This window comes from Marcopretia estuarina LEGE 06307, from assembly GCF_056633115.1.
In genome coordinates this window covers 1-15,507 of sequence record NZ_JBSJOY010000008.1, presented here as the reverse complement: position 1 = coordinate 15,507, position 15,507 = coordinate 1, and the positions used below count along the sequence as shown (strand labels likewise).

13 protein-coding genes are annotated in these 15,507 nt (G+C 65.7%); 7 read left to right on the top strand and 6 right to left on the bottom strand.

The window, feature by feature from the left end; translation table 11 throughout:
• Positions 1–11: 11 nt before the first annotated feature.
• Positions 12–1,616, bottom strand: a complete 1,605-nt coding sequence (locus tag ACWJI3_RS15235) for a B12-binding domain-containing radical SAM protein (protein WP_094514770.1) — start codon at positions 1,614–1,616, stop codon at positions 12–14.
• A 142-nt stretch (positions 1,617–1,758) separates the two neighbouring features.
• Between ACWJI3_RS15235 and petL the strand changes: the two genes are divergently transcribed.
• Positions 1,759–1,851, top strand: coding sequence for a cytochrome b6-f complex subunit PetL (petL, locus tag ACWJI3_RS15230; protein WP_094514767.1), 93 nt, complete (start codon positions 1,759–1,761; stop codon positions 1,849–1,851).
• A gap of 52 nt (positions 1,852–1,903) precedes the next feature.
• On the opposite strand, the gene ACWJI3_RS15225 is transcribed toward petL, so the two are convergent.
• Together ACWJI3_RS15225 and rimO are read right to left on the bottom strand one after the other, a co-directional pair.
• Positions 1,904–3,121, bottom strand: a complete 1,218-nt coding sequence (locus tag ACWJI3_RS15225) for an MFS transporter (protein WP_480204110.1) — start codon at positions 3,119–3,121, stop codon at positions 1,904–1,906.
• Positions 3,118–4,593: a 30S ribosomal protein S12 methylthiotransferase RimO gene (gene rimO / locus ACWJI3_RS15220; RefSeq protein ID WP_094514760.1), complete on the bottom strand. Its 1,476-nt coding sequence runs from the start codon at positions 4,591–4,593 to the stop codon at positions 3,118–3,120. Before rimO ends, ACWJI3_RS15225 begins: the two co-directional genes overlap by 4 nt.
• A gap of 168 nt (positions 4,594–4,761) precedes the next feature.
• On the opposite strand from rimO, the gene ACWJI3_RS15215 reads away from it, so the two are divergent.
• A complete protein-coding gene (locus ACWJI3_RS15215; protein WP_480204109.1) occupies positions 4,762–5,688 on the top strand; it encodes a vitamin K epoxide reductase family protein in 927 nt (308 codons plus the stop codon).
• A 110-nt stretch (positions 5,689–5,798) separates the two neighbouring features.
• On the opposite strand, the gene nadB is transcribed toward ACWJI3_RS15215, so the two are convergent.
• The 3 genes from nadB to ACWJI3_RS15200 form a co-directional block, all read right to left on the bottom strand.
• Positions 5,799–7,469, bottom strand: coding sequence for an L-aspartate oxidase (gene nadB, locus ACWJI3_RS15210; protein ID WP_480204128.1), 1,671 nt, complete (start codon positions 7,467–7,469; stop codon positions 5,799–5,801).
• Positions 7,470–7,626: 157 nt separating this feature from the next.
• Positions 7,627–8,004, bottom strand: coding sequence for a photosystem II complex extrinsic protein PsbU (gene psbU, locus ACWJI3_RS15205; RefSeq protein ID WP_480204108.1), 378 nt, complete (start codon positions 8,002–8,004; stop codon positions 7,627–7,629).
• Positions 8,005–8,202: 198 nt separating this feature from the next.
• Entirely contained in the window at positions 8,203–8,979 is a 777-nt protein-coding gene (locus ACWJI3_RS15200; RefSeq protein ID WP_480204107.1) for a DUF3120 domain-containing protein, read from the bottom strand.
• Positions 8,980–9,078: 99 nt separating this feature from the next.
• Here ACWJI3_RS15200 and ACWJI3_RS15195 point away from each other — a divergent pair, with 99 nt between their 5' ends.
• The 5 genes from ACWJI3_RS15195 to ACWJI3_RS15175 all read left to right on the top strand — a co-directional run.
• A complete protein-coding gene (locus tag ACWJI3_RS15195) occupies positions 9,079–9,954 on the top strand; it encodes an undecaprenyl-diphosphate phosphatase (protein ID WP_255101437.1) in 876 nt (291 codons plus the stop codon).
• A gap of 120 nt (positions 9,955–10,074) precedes the next feature.
• On the top strand, positions 10,075–11,463 hold the full coding sequence (locus ACWJI3_RS15190) for a TIGR03279 family radical SAM protein (RefSeq protein WP_480204106.1): 1,389 nt from the start codon (positions 10,075–10,077) through the stop codon (positions 11,461–11,463).
• 68 nt (positions 11,464–11,531) lie between these two features.
• Entirely contained in the window at positions 11,532–13,286 is a 1,755-nt protein-coding gene (locus ACWJI3_RS15185) for a TolC family protein (RefSeq protein ID WP_255141638.1), read from the top strand.
• A 67-nt stretch (positions 13,287–13,353) separates the two neighbouring features.
• The gene (locus ACWJI3_RS15180) at positions 13,354–14,754 is read left to right on the top strand and encodes a BCD family MFS transporter (RefSeq protein WP_094514743.1); all 1,401 of its coding nucleotides are present in this window, start codon (positions 13,354–13,356) and stop codon (positions 14,752–14,754) included.
• On the top strand, positions 14,751–15,507 hold a 757-nt coding region (locus ACWJI3_RS15175), incomplete at its 3' end, for an inositol monophosphatase family protein (RefSeq protein WP_480204105.1). The genes ACWJI3_RS15180 and ACWJI3_RS15175, both read left to right, overlap by 4 nt.

The following is a 15,507-nucleotide window of genomic DNA, read 5'->3' as shown; positions in this document are numbered from 1 at the left end:
CCTGCCGGAGTTCAGGCGGGCTGCAGCTCCTTCTCCACGCTGGTGGCGGGAGGGAGTTCGGGCGGCAGTGTCTTGAGCTGCTCCTGGATCTCCATCGTCACCACGCTGCGATATTCCAGGAAGTGCTCGTTGTGGGCCAGCACCACCAGGAACTGCTCAAGCTGGCTCGGATTGCGACGGGCGATGTCGAGCATGTAGCGCCAGAAGCGGGTGCGGGTGTTGCGCCTGATGCCTTGCCTCCACACCACGATGCTCAGGGCGCGCACGTCACTCATGGCGGGAAGTTTGGGCAACCCTGTCGACGGTCGCAGGAACTGATGCCAGCGCGGCGCCCCTACCTTGAGGTAGTAGCTGTGCACCCGGTCCATGTAGGCATTGGGTTCGTAGAGCGCGCAGAACGCATCGACGTATTCATTGGCGATGTCACGGATCGGCCGGGTGGGCACGAAGTTGAGCAGGTTTGTCTGGTTCACGCCCTTGGCGGCGGCTTTGTCCTGAATCAGACGGCCTTCCTTCTCCAGCCGGTGCCACAGCCCGGTGTTCGGCAGGGCCTGGAGCATGCCCATCATCGCGGCGGGGATACCGGTGCGAGTCACGAACTCCACGATGCGCTGGCCGGCGCCGGTCTTTTCACCATCGAAACCGATGATGAAGCCAGCCATCACCCGGATGCCATACGAGGTGATCCTGTCGACGGACTCCTCCAGGGAACTCCGGGTGTTCTGGAGTTTTCGCGCCGTTTCAAGGCTGGCTTCGTCCGGTGTTTCGATGCCCAGGAACACGCTGTCGAAGCGGCTCTCCGCCATCATCTGCATCATCTCCTCGTCGGAGGCGAGATCGACAGAGGCTTCAGTGGCAAAGCTGAAGGGGTAGTCGTGTTCGATCTGCCACTGCTTGAGTGCAGGCAGCAACAATTTGGCGTTGCGTTTGTTGCCGATGAAGTTGTCATCCACCAGGAAGATCGAACGCCGCCAGCCCAGGTCGTAGAGGAACTGAAGTTCGGCGATCAGTTGTTCCGGGGTCTTGGTGCGTGGCTTGCGCCCGTACAGCACGATGATGTCGCAGAACTCGCATTGGAATGGGCAGCCCCGCGAGAACTGCACCGACATGGAGTCGTAAGCATCCAGCTCAAGCAGGTCAAAGCGCGGGATCGGCGTGCCGGTCACATCCGGCTTCTCGCCGTTGGAGCTGAACCGGCCACTGGAGGCGCCGCTTTCGATCGCCTCGATGAACATCGGCAGGGTGATCTCCCCCTCGTCAAGCACCTTGAAGTCGGCGAGATCGAGCTCAGGTGCGTCGGGTGTGGAGCTGGCGAAGGGGCCGCCCACGGCCACCGGCAGGCCCCGCTGCTTGGCTTTGGCAATCTGGGTGGCCATGTCGGCCTTCTGCACGATCATCCCCGAGATGATCACCAGCTCGGCCCAGGCCCACTCCGCCTCGGTCACCTCGCGCACGTTGCGGTCGGCCAGCTTGAACTCCCAGTGCTGCGGCAACAGGGCCGCCACAGTCACCATGCCGAGTGGGGGCAGCAGAACCTTCCGGTTGACGAGCTCGAGGATCTTCTCGTAGCTCCAGAAGGTCTTGGGAAATTCCGGGTAGATGAGCAGGGCGCGCATGCCGTTCCGGGTGAGGGGGAGACACGAAACCCACGCCGCTGGAGGCGGCAGGGAACTGCCGTGAGTAGCAGCCACCCTAGGGGCTCCTCAAGGAAGAAGGCTTGTTCTGCTCTAATGGGTGGACGATTTCGCATCCATCGCCATGGGCATTGCGCTGTATCTGGGTCTCGTGGCTGGTGGTCTGGTCACCGCCTTCGCGCTTACCACCGTGCTGCGCGGCATCAAGCTGATCTGAGGCGACACCACAGCCTTCAGCAGCTCAAGGCAGTCAGCGGCTCTGAGGCCCCTCAGGCCTCCTGGAGCAGCAGCCGTCCCCGACCTTGGGCCAGTTCCAGCACGGCAAGTGTGAGTCCCACCGACCCCATCAGGGCGAATGTGGCGGGCAGTCCCACCCGCAGGCTGAGGGCCGCGGCCAGCAGACCGCTCAGGCCCCCACCCCCAAGAAAGGCGATCTGAGCCAGCCCGGCCATGCGGCCGCGCAGCACCACCGGGGCAGCCACCTGCGTGATCAGGCTGCTCCCTGCCAGCAGGCAGGCGGTACCGGCACCGATCAGGAAGGTGGTGAGCAGGTGGAAGCCGCTGCCCAGCGGCGCGGCCATCAGCAATTGGCCCAGGGCCGTGAGCAGTGTGGCGCCACCCAGCAGCAGGGAAGGGCGGCGGCTGAGCCAGGCGCTGTGGCGCTGCAGCAGCAATCCTCCACTGATGCTGCCGGCCGCCAGCACGCTGGTGAACAGGCCGAGGTCCTGGGGGCTGGGCCCGAGCACCTCCGCGGCGATCAACGGGGCCAGCCCCGGATGGAAGAACACCGCCAGGCAGGCCAGGCCGGTGAACACGAGCACGTGGCGCAGCGGCGACCCGCACTCCCGCCAGGCGGTTCCCAGGCTGGAGGCCGAACCACCGCCACTGCGCTGCTCCGCGTCCCGGTGCGGCGCCAGTAGCCACACCACCGTGGCGATCGGCAACAGATAGGACGCGGCATCAATCGTGAGCGTGACCGCCGGGCCGCTCAGGGCGAGCAACATCCCTCCCACCGGAGGACCCACCAGCTTCCCCACGTTGAACACCACCGCGAAACTGGTCAGATAAGGGGCCAGCTGCTGTGGCTCCTCCACAAGCAGGGCGCAGTACTTCTGGCGCGCCGTGAGCTCAAAGGCGCTGGCGAGCCCCACCACGAGCGTGCTCAGCATCAACAGCGCCACCTGGGCCGTGCCGGTCAGCAGGGGAATGGTGATCGCCCCGAGGGCAGCGCCGCCCACCAGCCCCCACTGGGACAGCACCAGGATCCGCTCACTGCCGAGGCGGTCGGTGAGCACCCCGGCCGGGCCGCTCACCAGCAGGCTGGGCAGGGCCAGCGCCGCGAAATTGATGGCCAGCAGCAGAGGGTTGCGCGTGCCGTCCATCAGGATCCAGGCCTTGGCCGTGAGGCCGGCGAAGGATCCGGCCGTGCTCACCCCTGAAGCGATCAGAAAGGTGGTGCGTTGATGCCGCCGGATCCAGCCCTTCAATCGCTGCTTCCGCGCGAGGCTCGGGCCTGAAGCACCATCGCCGCCGAGCCCACCACTTCCCCTTCCAGGTCGTAGGGATGGGCCGCGGTGATCCGCACCGGCACCATCTGGCCCGGGGAGGCGGTCAGGCCGCCCTCGCCCGGCTTCACCCGCACATCGCCATCCACGTCGGGCGCGAAGCGGGCGCAGCGGCCGATCAGTTCGCCGGTGGCAGGGTTCTCCTGCTCAATCAGCACATCGACGATCCGCCCCACCCAGGCGCCGTTGCGTTCGGCGGCGATCGGCTGCTGCGCTTCCATCAGCCGGTTGCGGCGCTCCTGGGCCACGGCGGCGGGCACGGCATCGGGCAGATCGGCGGCCGCCGTTCCCTCCTCAGGCGAAAAGGTGAACACCCCCACGTGATCGAAGCGCTGCGTGGTCACGAAGTGGAGCAGGTGCTCGAAGTGCTCCTCGGTTTCGCCTGGGAAGCCCACGATGAAGGTGGTGCGCAGCACCGCCTCGGGCAGCAGCTCGCGGATGCGATCCAGCAGGTCGCCGTTCACGTTCGCCTGCCAGGGGCGGTTCATGGCTCGGAGCACGTCCGGATGGCTGTGCTGCAGGGGCAGATCCAGGTAGGGCAGCACGTTGGCCACTTCCCGGTAGGCGGCGAGCACCGGGGGCGTCAGGCCCGTGGGGTAGGCGTAGTGCACGCGGATCCAGGGAATCTCCACCTCGCCGAGGGCGCGCAGCAGCTCCGCCAGCTGCGGACGCCCGTAGAGGTCGAGGCCGTAATTGGTGGTGATCTGGCTGATCAGGATCAGCTCCTTCACCCCCTGAGCCGCCAGTTGCTGCGCTTCCGCCACGATCGACTCGATCGTGCGGGAGCGCTGATCGCCGCGCAGCTTGGGAATGATGCAGAAGGCGCAGCGGTAGTCGCAGCCTTCGGCCACCTTCAGGTAAGCCACCGCCTCCGAGGTGGTGCGATACCGGGGCAGGTGCTCATCGGCCACAAAGGTGGGGGTGGCGCTCACCCGGTTCACCCGTTCGCCTGCCTCCACCCGCCGCAGCACCTCCACGATGTGCTGATAGTCGCCGGTGCCCACGATCGCCCTGGCTTCCGGCAGGGCATCCAGCAGTTCCTCCTGGAAGTGCTGGGCCAGGCATCCCGCGATGATCAGTTCCTTGCCCTGCTCAGCCAGCTCCACCAGGGTGCGCACCGATTCCTCCCGGGCGTCCTGGATGAAGCTGCAGGTGTTCACCACCACCACCGAGGCCTCGCTCTCATCGGCGCTGACGCCATAGCCGGCTTCTGCCAGCAGGCCGAGCATGTGCTCGGTGTCCACCCGGTTCTTTTCGCAGCCGAGGTGCGCGAAGGCCACGGTGGGCGGACGGCTGGCCTCCACAGGAGCGCCGGCCGGCGAATCCGGAGCGAGGGAAGGGGCGGAACCGACCAGCGAGGAATCGATGCCGGCCCTGACGGCGGCTTGGCGCATGGGGGAGGGAAGACCGGGGCCGTCGAAGGGCCAATGGAACACCCTATGGGAGAAGAGCCGTTCGCCGGCACACGCCCCGCGCCCAGATGGGCGGGTGGTGACCTCCGGCCCGCCGGTGGGCGCCCCGAAACGGAAGCTGCCACAATCGCTGCAGCGAGCGTCAGTCCTTTGACCCCCTCCCGTCTTACCAGCCGACTCAGTAGCCGTCGCCGCGGTGAAGCCGGCAGCCGCTGGGCGCGGGTGGCCATTGCCGTGCTGGCCACGGTCGGTGTGATTGATACCGGTGCCATCACCCTCAAGCGCTGGGGCCTGATCGGCCCCCTCAGCTGTCCTGGTGGTGGGGATGGCTGCGACAAGGTGCTCAGCAGCGTCTGGGGCAGCCTGTTCGGCCAACCCCTCTCCCTGTTCGGTTTTCTGGCCTACGCGGCCTTGCTGCTGCTGGCGGTGGTGCCGCTGGTGGTGCGCGGCGAGCGTGGCAGCGACCTGCAGAGTCGCAGCTGGTGGGGCCTGTTCCTGCTGAGCGGCGCCATGTCGGTGTTCAGCCTCGTGCTGATGGGCCTGCTGATCTTCAAGATCCAGGCCTTCTGTTTCTTCTGCGTGCTCTCCGCGCTGCTGAGTGTTTCAGCCTTGGTGCTCAGCCTGATCGGTGGTGATTGGGAGGATCCTGGCCAGCTGGTGTTCCGCGGTGTGCTGGTGCTGCTGGTGGTGGGTCTGGCGGGCCTCGGCTGGGCCGCCTCCGTCGACCGTCCGGCTGCCCTCAGCACCCAGGGCATGCCCCCCGAGGTGGTCCGGCCCAGCACGCCGGCCACAATCGCCCTCGCCAAGCACCTGAAGGCGGAGGGAGCGGTGATGTATTCGGCCTATTGGTGCCCCCACTGCCACGAGCAGAAGGAGCTGTTCGGCAAGGAGGCGACCAAATCGCTCACCATCATTGAGTGCGCCCCCGATGGCGCCAACAGCCAGACCGCCCTCTGCAAGGAGAAGAACGTGCAGGGCTTCCCCTCCTGGGAGATCCGCGGCCAGATCACATCCGGCGTGAAGCCGCTCGCCGGCCTTGCCAATGCCTCTGGCTACACCGGACCGACTGACTTTTGATCCTGACTTCTGAGCGGTGGCTCCGCCCACCAACTGCTGAGCTGTCCCCAAAGCAAAGTTCCCCTTGCTGCCCCTGAAGCTCGAGGTGCTGAGGCCAGGGGGCTGAACAGCTAGGAGCCAAGGGCCAGGGCCTTCTCCAGTGGCGCCGTGCTGATTGTCTGCCCCTGCTGCTGCACGGTGTGGCGTTGCCAGAAGGGTTGGGAGCCGGGGCAATCGGTGCGGAAATGCCCCCCCCTGCTTTCGGTGCGAAAGAGGGCGGCCTCCATCAACAGCTCTCCCAGTTCCAGCTGCCGCAGCAGATCCTGCAGTGGTCGGATCAGCCCCAGCTGATCAGCGGGAAGTTCCAGCTGATCTGAAGGCGCCAGCTGCGCCACCTCGGCCAGCAGAGCCAGCCTCTCCATCGCGCTGCGTTGCTCCTGGATCGCCGCCAGGCCCTGACGCAGGGCCGTGCCGCGTCGCTCAACGCCGGCCACCCGCCAGCAGCGGCGTCGCAGCGACGCCACCTGAGCGGCAATCGTTTCAGCGCTCACACCGCGGCTGAGCCCGGGGCTCACGCCGGCGGGCCCGGCCCCGTTGCCCCCGAAGCTTCCCACAGAGCCGGAGAACAACATCGCCCCCGGAGCTCCACTTCGTGCAGCAACAGGGCGCGGTGCCGTGAAGGTGTCGTTCAGCTGGATCCGGCTCAACTGGCGGGCGAACACAAGACATTCCATCAGCGAGTTGCTCGCGAGTCGGTTGGCCCCATGCACCCCCGTACAGGCCACTTCCCCCACGGCATACAGGCCAGGAAGGCTGGTGGCGGCGTTGAGGTCAGTGCTGACGCCTCCCATCCAGTAGTGGGCCGCGGGAGCGATCGGGATCGGTGCATCGGCCGGTTCAAGGCCCAGTTGGCGGCAACGGGCCAGGATCGTGGGGAACTGCTTCTCCATCCGTGCGCCGCCGATGGGGCGCAGATCGAGCCAGAGGTGGTCCACACCTTGCTCGTGCATCGTGCGCACCAGCGCCCGGCTGACCTGGTCGCGAGGCGCCAGATCCCCGCCCGCCAGGGCGCGCACCGGGCTGCGGCCCTGCCTGTCGAGCAGCTTGGCGCCTTCACCCCGCACGGCCTCAGAGATCAGGAAGTGAGGAGCGCCGGGGAGCATCAGCGCCGTGGGGTGGAACTGAACGAACTCCAGGTCACGCACCTGGGCTCCCGCCCTCCAGGCCATGCCCACGCCGTCGCCGGTGGCCTGGCTGGGATTGGTGGTTTTCTCGAACAGATGTCCGCCGCCGCCACTGGCCAACACCACGGCCCCAGCACGCAGCCAGCGCACCTGGTCGCCCTCCAGCACCTGCAGCCCCTGGCAACGGCCGGCTTCGACCCAGAGCTGCAGCGCCATCACCCCCTGGCAACGCACCAGCAGGGCACGCCGCTCAACCGCCCGCTCCAACGCATCCACCAGGGCGCCGCCGGTACGGTCCTGGGCGTGCAGCACGCGGCGATGGCTGTGGGCTGCTTCAAGTGTTGTGCTGAGGCTGGCGCCATCCCGATCAAAATCCATCCCCAGCTGGAGCAAGCGTTCCACGCAGCGGGGGGCTTCATGAACGAGCAACTCCACGGACGCAGGATCACAGAGCCCTGCACCGGCCTTGAGTGTGTCCTCCCGGTGGCTGGCAAAGCTGTCCTCGGGGCGTGTCACGGCGGCGATACCCCCCTGCGCCCAGCGGCTTGCCGAGCGCGGGCCCCGCTCTTTGCTGAGCAGCAGCACCCTCAGTTCACTCGGCAGCTCCAGGCAGGCCATCAGGCCGGCAGCGCCCCCGCCGACCACCACCACATCCCAGGTGGTCGCCAGCGGTGGCTGGGAAGACGACGGCCGGGGGGTCGATGCAGTCAACGGAACGACAAAAAAGCCGCCGGATGAACCCCGGCGGCCAGATGGGAATCAGAAGAGAGCTGGATCAGCGGTAGACACCATTGTTGATGCGGTCAAAGCCTTCGTTGAGGGCAATGGAAGGAGGAGTGATTGTGAAGTTATCGCGGTACTTCTCAAACAGCTCCTTCTGGCGCTCCGTGAGGTCAAGGCTGAGCACGTCGTCAATGGATTCGTAAGGGCCGCCCAGCACGATCTTGCCGGCCAGCGTGGGGTACATCCCAGGGAATTGCTGGAAGCTACGGACCGGAGAGTTGTTGAGGTCCACCTTCCCGACGGCAGCGGCGATCTTGTCGTCCGCCACGTTGCGCGGGGCATCAGCGACGGCCGCAGGGGGCAGAGCCATGGCCATCAGCAGGCCCGCAAGAAGCACACCACTCATCAGCCAGGCAACCACCCGTTTCATCGAAAATCTCCTGTTGAGGCAGCCGGTCGGCACCGCTGCAACGCTACAGCGCCCCACTGCGATCCCTGCACCGCAGCCCCCTGGCTTTTGCAGTTCTTCAATCGGCCCATGAACGGGCGGGAGGCTTCGCTCCAGATCAGACCTCCCTGGCCTTGGCCCTGCTTGAAAGGCCCAGCCGGAGCCGCTCAGCAGGTGGGATCAGATCAGTCCGCTCAGGTGCGGGCTCAACAGCGCTGCACCCAGGAAAATCCCATCAACCGCGAGGGTGGTGATCAAGGCGGCTGCCGCCACCCGACCACTGGCTCCCTGCGGCCACCAGCGCCGCCCAAGCAGGATCAGCCCGGTGGCGATCGTGGCGATTTCGATCAGCGCCAGCGGCTGCAACACGAGCTCCGCGGCTTTGCGCAGCAGCTCGGGCGCCTGCTCGGCTGGTGCCTGAAGCACCTGGGGCCAGAGGGGCATCACGCCCGTGAGCAGCATGGCGCCATCCGTGCAGGCCGTTCCCAGCAGGGAGGCGAGGTAGAAAGCCCCGGCGCTGCGCCAGCGGGTCGAGAGTCCGGCCCAGGCGATTGGCACAGCGAAGGCTTCGACCGGCAGATGCCAGGCCGGGTGCAGACGGAACCACCCCCAGAACAGACAACCAGCCAGCCAGCTGCCGCTGAAGCCCACCAGCACGCCGCCCAGTTCGCGCCACTGGCCCTGGCCGCGCCAGCCGAGCAACAGCCCGGCGCTCAGCAGCACGGTTGTGAAGGCGGTGGCGCTGGTGGGATGCAACCGCACCCATGGCGCCTGCAGAAACACCGGCAGGGCCACGAGCATCCCCACGGCGACCGGCAGGAGCCAGCGCAGCTCGCGCGTGGCAGGGGCGTGCTTCGCTGGCCAGGTGCCCCTCGATGACCGTGGTAGAGCCAGAACCACCTCGGGGGATCGCTCCAGGGTTGAGACGCGGGCAAGGTAGAGCGAAACCCCGGGCACCTGTACGTATGAAGAAAGGTTGCCAACCTTAGGGGATTGCTGGGTGGCTGGCGGGAGCCGCCCGCCATAAGGTCACGTCATGTCCTGACGACCGTCCCCATGCCTCCTGTCCTTCCGTCCCAGGCACCGGGACTGCTGGAGGCCTGCTGGCAGGCCCTTGTGCTGGGTGTGGTCCAGGGACTGACCGAATTCCTGCCGATCAGCAGCACCGCCCACCTCAAGGTCGTGCCCGTGCTGCTGGGTTGGGGTGATCCCGGCGTCGCCGTCACGGCCGTGATCCAGCTCGGCAGCATTACCGCCGTGGTGCTCTACTTTCGCCGCGATCTGCTGGATGTGGCGGTGGGGATGTCCCGGGCCTTCCGCCATGGGCAATGGCGTGATCCGTCCGCCCGACTTGGACTGGCCATGGCCGTTGGAACCTTGCCGATCGTGGCCGCCGGCAGCGCCATCAAGCGCTTCTGGAGCGGCTACGAAACCTCCGTGCTGCGCAGCATCCCCTCGATTGCGATCGTCTCCATCGTGATGGCGCTGTTGCTGGCCTGTGCCGAAGTGGTCGGCCGTCGCCGCAAGGAACTGCCCCAGGTGCGTCCCGTTGATGGCCTGGTGGTCGGGCTTGCCCAGATGCTCGCCATCATCCCCGGCGTGTCCCGATCCGGCAGCACCCTCACGGCCTCGCTGTTCGATGGCTGGCAGCGCCCTGCCGCCGCGCGCTTCTCGTTTTTACTCGGCATACCGGCGATCACCCTGGCCGGGCTGGTGGAGCTGAAGTCGGCGTTTGCCGCCAGCGCCTCGCTGGGCCCGCTGCCTTTGCTGGTCGGAATCCTCTCTGCGGCGGTGGTGTCCTGGCTGGCGATCGCCTGGTTGCTCCGTTTCCTTCAGGCCCACAGCACCTGGGTGTTCGTGGCCTACCGGCTCGTTTTCGGCGTCGCATTGCTGGTCTGGGCTCGTCAGGCGGCCCCGGCCTTGCTCAATTGACGGCAGCCGGCAGGAGCGTTGCTGCACAGAGCAACCCCGCGTGCCCAGCAGAGCCCTTGCGATTTGGCCCACCAGCCCCGCCTGCTGGGTTCCACACTGGAGCCTGATGCCCACCGCCCGATGTGGAACGAACCATCCGCCGGCCTGGCGTTGGCCGATGCCACCCCGGGCCGTCAGCCCCAGCCCGCCGTTGTGGCCACTGTGGAGCCCGGTTCGATCGGCGAAGACCTGGGCTTCCAACCCGGTGATCGGCTGCTGAGCATCAATGGAGTGCGTCCACGCGACCTGATCGATCTGCAGGTACTGGTGGGCGAAGAGGAGCTGGTGCTTGAAGTGGAGGATCCTGGCGGCGAGCGTCATCGGGTGGAGCTGGAGAAGGAGGCTGATGAGGGGCTTGGGCTCGGCTTCACCGAGGCGCTGTTTGATGGCCTGCGGCAGTGCAACAACCACTGCCCCTTCTGCTTCATCGACCAGCAGCCGCCGGGGCGTCGCGGCAGCCTCTACCTCAAGGACGACGATTACCGCCTCAGCTTTCTCTACGGCTCTTACCTCACCCTCACCAACCTCACTGCCGCCGATTGGGAGCGGATCGAACAGCAGCGGCTGTCGCCGTTGTTCGTCTCCGTCCACGCCACCGATCCGGCTCTGCGCAGCCGCCTGTTGGTGAATCCACGTGCGGGCTTGCTGCTGGAACAGCTCGTCTGGTTCGCCGAACGTCGCCTGCAGATCCATGCCCAGGTGGTCGTCTGCCCTGGCCTGAACGATGGCCCTGCCCTCGAGCGCACCCTCAAGGATCTGGCGGGGTTTGCGTCGGGGTCCTGGCCTGCCGTGCTCTCTGCCGCAGTCGTGCCCGTTGGCCTCACCCGCTTCCGCCCCAGTGGTGATGGCCTCAGGCCTGTTGATCCTGCCTGTGCCGGGAGGGTGATCGCCCTGGTGGAGCGGCTGCAGCAGGGTTTCCAGCAGCAGCTCGACACTCGTTTCGCCTGGCTGTCCGATGAGTGGTACCTGATGGCCGGTCAGCCGCTGCCGGAGCGCCTCAACTACGAGGATCTGCCGCAGCAGGAAAACGGCGTCGGCAGCATTCGCGCCTTCCTCGAAGCGCTGGATCGGGCCACCACCTCCCTGCCGAAGCGCCTCGCCGTTCCACGGCGTGTCAGTTGGGTGGTGGGTGGACTTGTGGCCGGCGCGCTCTCGCCTGTGGTGGAGCGGCTCAACGCAGTGCAGGGGTTGACATTGCAGTTGTTCGGCTTGCCCAGCCCCTACTGGGGGCAGGATCTGGTGGTCACCGGCCTCTTAACGGGTTCAGATGTGTTGGCGGGGCTGGCCGGGGCGGATCTCGGCGACATGCTTCTGCTACCCGGGGTGATGCTGCGGCAGGGAGAGCCGGTGTTCCTCGACGACCTCCCCCTTTCTGCGATCAAAGACCGTCTGGGGGTGCCGATCCGGGTCGTGGATGGGGCAGATGATTTCGTGTCTGCCTGCGTCGGCGCTCTTGCCCATCCTCCTTAAACTCAGCTGGTTATCAGGTCTCACGACGCGTGCGCCCCTCCCTCCTTGCTTCGTGTGCTCTGGCAGGGATGGTGTTCCTTCCGCTGGGCGCCCGTCCATCGCTCGCACAGAGCACCTCAGTCCTTCCTTCTGGCCCAGACACCACTGCTCAGAAACCCACCACCACCGCTGAGCCAAGCTCCAAGGCTGCGGGCACTGCTCCGTCTCCTGCCCAGCCTTCCACTGCCGGCTCTGGCGCCCTGCCCACGGCTACCGAGCTGAAGGGGGAGCGCCCGCTGTCCGATCCCTCGGTGCTTGCACCGGCTGCTCGCCAGTTGCCCGAAGCGCTGCAACCGTTGGTTGCCCCCCCGCCGCTTGCACTCCCGGATCTTCCTTCCCAAGTGAGAATCCAGCAGCTCCGTCCATTGGGCCTGCAGGAGGTGGAAACCCTGGCAGAGGTGAACAACCCCAACCTCAAGGCAGTGGCGTCACAGGTTGAGCAGGCGCAGTCCAATCTCAGGGCTCAGATATCGGCCTGGTATCCCACAATCAACCTCACCACCCAGAACAACTTCCCGTCACTCCGTAATAACTACAGCTTCCAGAACTCCGCCACCGGACTGTTTGCTCCTACCGGTGCCACCATTGGTGCCCGGATCGGTGCCTCGATGAATATCGGCATCAATTGGGATCTGATCAATCCGCAGCGGGTTCCCCAGATTTCCGCAGCACGCGATTCCTTCGAGAAAGCGCAGAACCAATACCTGATTGCCCTACGAGATCTTCGTTTGCAGGCTGCCCAGGCTTATTTCGACCTTCAGCTCAGCGACGAGGGTGTGAGGATCGGTCAGGAGTCTGTGCGGGCCTCCCTCGTCAGCCTTAAGGATGCTCGTGCACGGTTCCAAGCGGGTGTCTCTACCAAGCTGGATGTGCTTCAGGCTGAAACCCAGCTTGCCCGCGACCAGCAGCTACTCACCAACCAGTTGTCCTCCCAGTCGATTGCCCGCCGCAGCCTGGCCGCTCTGCTCGACCTCCCTCAAGACATCACCCCGACGGCCAAGGAGCCTGCGCGGGTTCTTGCCACCTGGATTCCCTCGTTGCAGGAGAGCATCGTGGCGGCTTTTGCGTTCCGCGAGGAGCTCGATCAAGTGTTGCTCGACATCTCGATTGCGAACAGCAATGCCAACGCTTCCCTCGGCGCAACGCAGCCATTCTTAAGCATCGTCAATAACTTTGGCTGGGATCGCAGCAATGGTCAGACCAACGTCCCGGAGGGTCAGTCTATCAACTTCGACAATTTCTCCTACTCCATTGACAACGCCATTGGTCTGAATCTTCGCTGGACGCTCTTCGATGGCGGACGCGCTGCCGCCGAGTTCCGTCAGCAGAAGCAGGCCGCAGAGCAGAACCGCTTCAATTTCGCCAGCCGGAGGGATGCCATCCGCTTTGAGGTGGAAACCAGTTTCTATCAGCTGCTGCAGAACAACCGCGACATCACCACCACGTCCCGGGAGGTGATCTCTTCCCGTGAAGCGCTGCGGTTGGCCAGGCTGCGGTTTCAAGCCGGCGTCACCACCCAGCGGGAAGTGGTTGACAGCCAGCGCGACCTCACCCAGGCGGAGGTGAGGTACGCCACCGCCGTCACCGACTACAACAAGCGCTTGGCGGAACTGCGCCGTCGTACGGGCCTTGATCAGGTGGCCTTCTGCAAGCCTCCGGCATTAAAAGCGGTCAAGCCGGCCGTCGATCCCGCCACCCAGATTCCAATCGATCCCCAGCCGCTCCAACCTGCCTGTCAGGCGGAGGTCCGAGGACCCGGTGGCGCAGCACCGCTTTCCCCCTGATCGCCACTTCCCTTTTGGCTGACTTGGTTCCGTTGATAGGGTCACGGTGTCGTCGCCGACCACCCGGATGACCCAAGCAGCGACGGCGCGGCCAGGCCTTTCGTTCGTCACCACCATTCGGTTGGGTCTGTTCCAGGGATCGCTCGGTTTTCTCGCGGTTGTGTTTGCCGGTCTGCTGAACCGGATCATGCTCAGCGAACTGGGCTTCCCCGGTTTGTTGGTGGGCGGAGCACTGGCTTTCGAGCAGTTCGTTGCCCCGTCGCGCATCCTTTTCGGCCAGATTTCCGATCGCCACGCCATCGCTGGCCGGCATCGCACGCCTTACATCTGGGCGGGCAGCGCTTGTTTCTGCGCTCTGGCGGTGTTGGTGGTTCCCTTGATCTTCCGCCTGGCGGAGGCCATGGACAGCGCTGACGGCCAGGCGGTTCTGCTGGGGGTGGTGCTGTTGTGCGGGCTGTTTGCCTTCTATGGGCTGGCGGTGTCGATGGCCACCACCCCGTATCTCGCCCTGGTGATCGACCGCACCCAGGAGCAGGAACGCCCCCGGGCCGTGAGCATCATCTGGTGCATGCTCACCATCGGCATTGTGATCGGTGCCATTGCCATTTCGTTGAGCCTCCGCGGCCTCGATGGCATCACAGATCGGACCACCCTTGAAACGGTTCTCGGGCCATTCATGCTGCGATCGGCCGGGCTGGTGTTCCTGCTCACTCTCGTGGCCACCTGGGGGATCGAGCCCGCCCGGGCTGGTGAATCACTGAGCAGCGCCGCCGATCGCGACGACGCCATCACCCTGTCGCGGGCCTGGCGTCTGATCCGATCAAGCGCGCAGGTGGCGATCTTCTTCACCTTCCTGATTCTTTTCACCCTGGCCCTGTTCCTCCAGGACCCGATCCTGGAGAGCTATGGAGCTGATGTGTTCGGCATGCCCATCGCCGCCACCGCGTCGCTCAATGCGCTCTGGGGGTCCGGCACATTGGTGGGTCTGATCCTGGCCGGTTTGTGGATCGTGCCGCGTCTAGGCAAATTCGCGGCGGCCCGCCTTGGCTGTCGGCTGATCCTGATCTCCTTATTGCTCCTCCTGCTGGCCGGCTTCACCGCCCGTGTGGCAGTTCTGCAAGGGCTGATGATCCTGTTCGGCCTGGCTTCCGGCATCGGAACCAACAGTGCGCTCTGCCTGATGCTTGATCTCACCCTGCCCGAGGCGGCCGGCACTTTTGTCGGGGTGTGGGGCCTGGCCCAGGCATTGTCCCGGGCCATCGCCAAGTTGCTCGGTGGTGGCCTGCTCGACCTTGGTCGAGCACTCTTCCCTTTGCAGGGACCCTTCCCCCCCTTCGCTCTTGTGCTGGGCATCGAGGCACTGGTCGCACTGGCTGCCTTGCTGATGCTCAGCCGCGTCAATCTGCACCGGTTCCGTGAGGACACCAGCCGCAGCCTCACCCAGGTGCTTGCCATGGAGCTCGGATGACCTTTGCCCACGCGTTGCCGGCGGATGCGCTGCGGCTCAACTCCCTGCTTGATGCGGTGGCAGAGCGGCAACGCAACGATTTTGGCCATATGGCATTCGAAGCCAAGGCCGATGGCAGCTTGATCACCGCCTGCGATCGCTGGAGTGACGAGACCCTGGTGCAGGGCCTGGCTGAGCTCTATCCCGGCGAAGGGGTGCTGAGCGAGGAGGGGAGGCATCTTGTCCCTGCCACAGAGGCGTTCTGGGTGGTGGATCCCCTTGATGGCACCACCAACTTCGCGGCGGGCATCCCTTACTGGGCCATTTCGATGGCCCGCTTCGAGGCAGGGGTTCCCGTGTTGGCCCTGCTTGATGTCCCTCCGCTGCGACAACGCATCGTGGCGGTGCGGGGCCAGGGAGCGTGGCGTAACGGCAAACGTCTCTTGCCGCCGTCCACCCAGCAGCTGCAGACCGGTTGTGCGTCCCTGTGCAGCCGGTCGATCGGCGTGCTGCAGAAGCTCCCCGACCGCAGGTTTCCCGGCAAGATCCGCCTGCTCGGTGTGGCCAGCTTGAACCTCGTCAGCGTGGCAATGGGCCAGACCGTCTCAGCTCTGGAGGCCACGCCCAAGATCTGGGATCTGGCCGCGGCCTGGCTTGTGCTTACAGAGCTGGGCTGCTCTCTGCAGTGGCTGCAACGCAGTCCCACCGCTCTAGTAGCGGGCGAAAGCCTTGCGAGCACAGACTTTCCGGTGCTTGCGGCGAGCAATAGCGAGC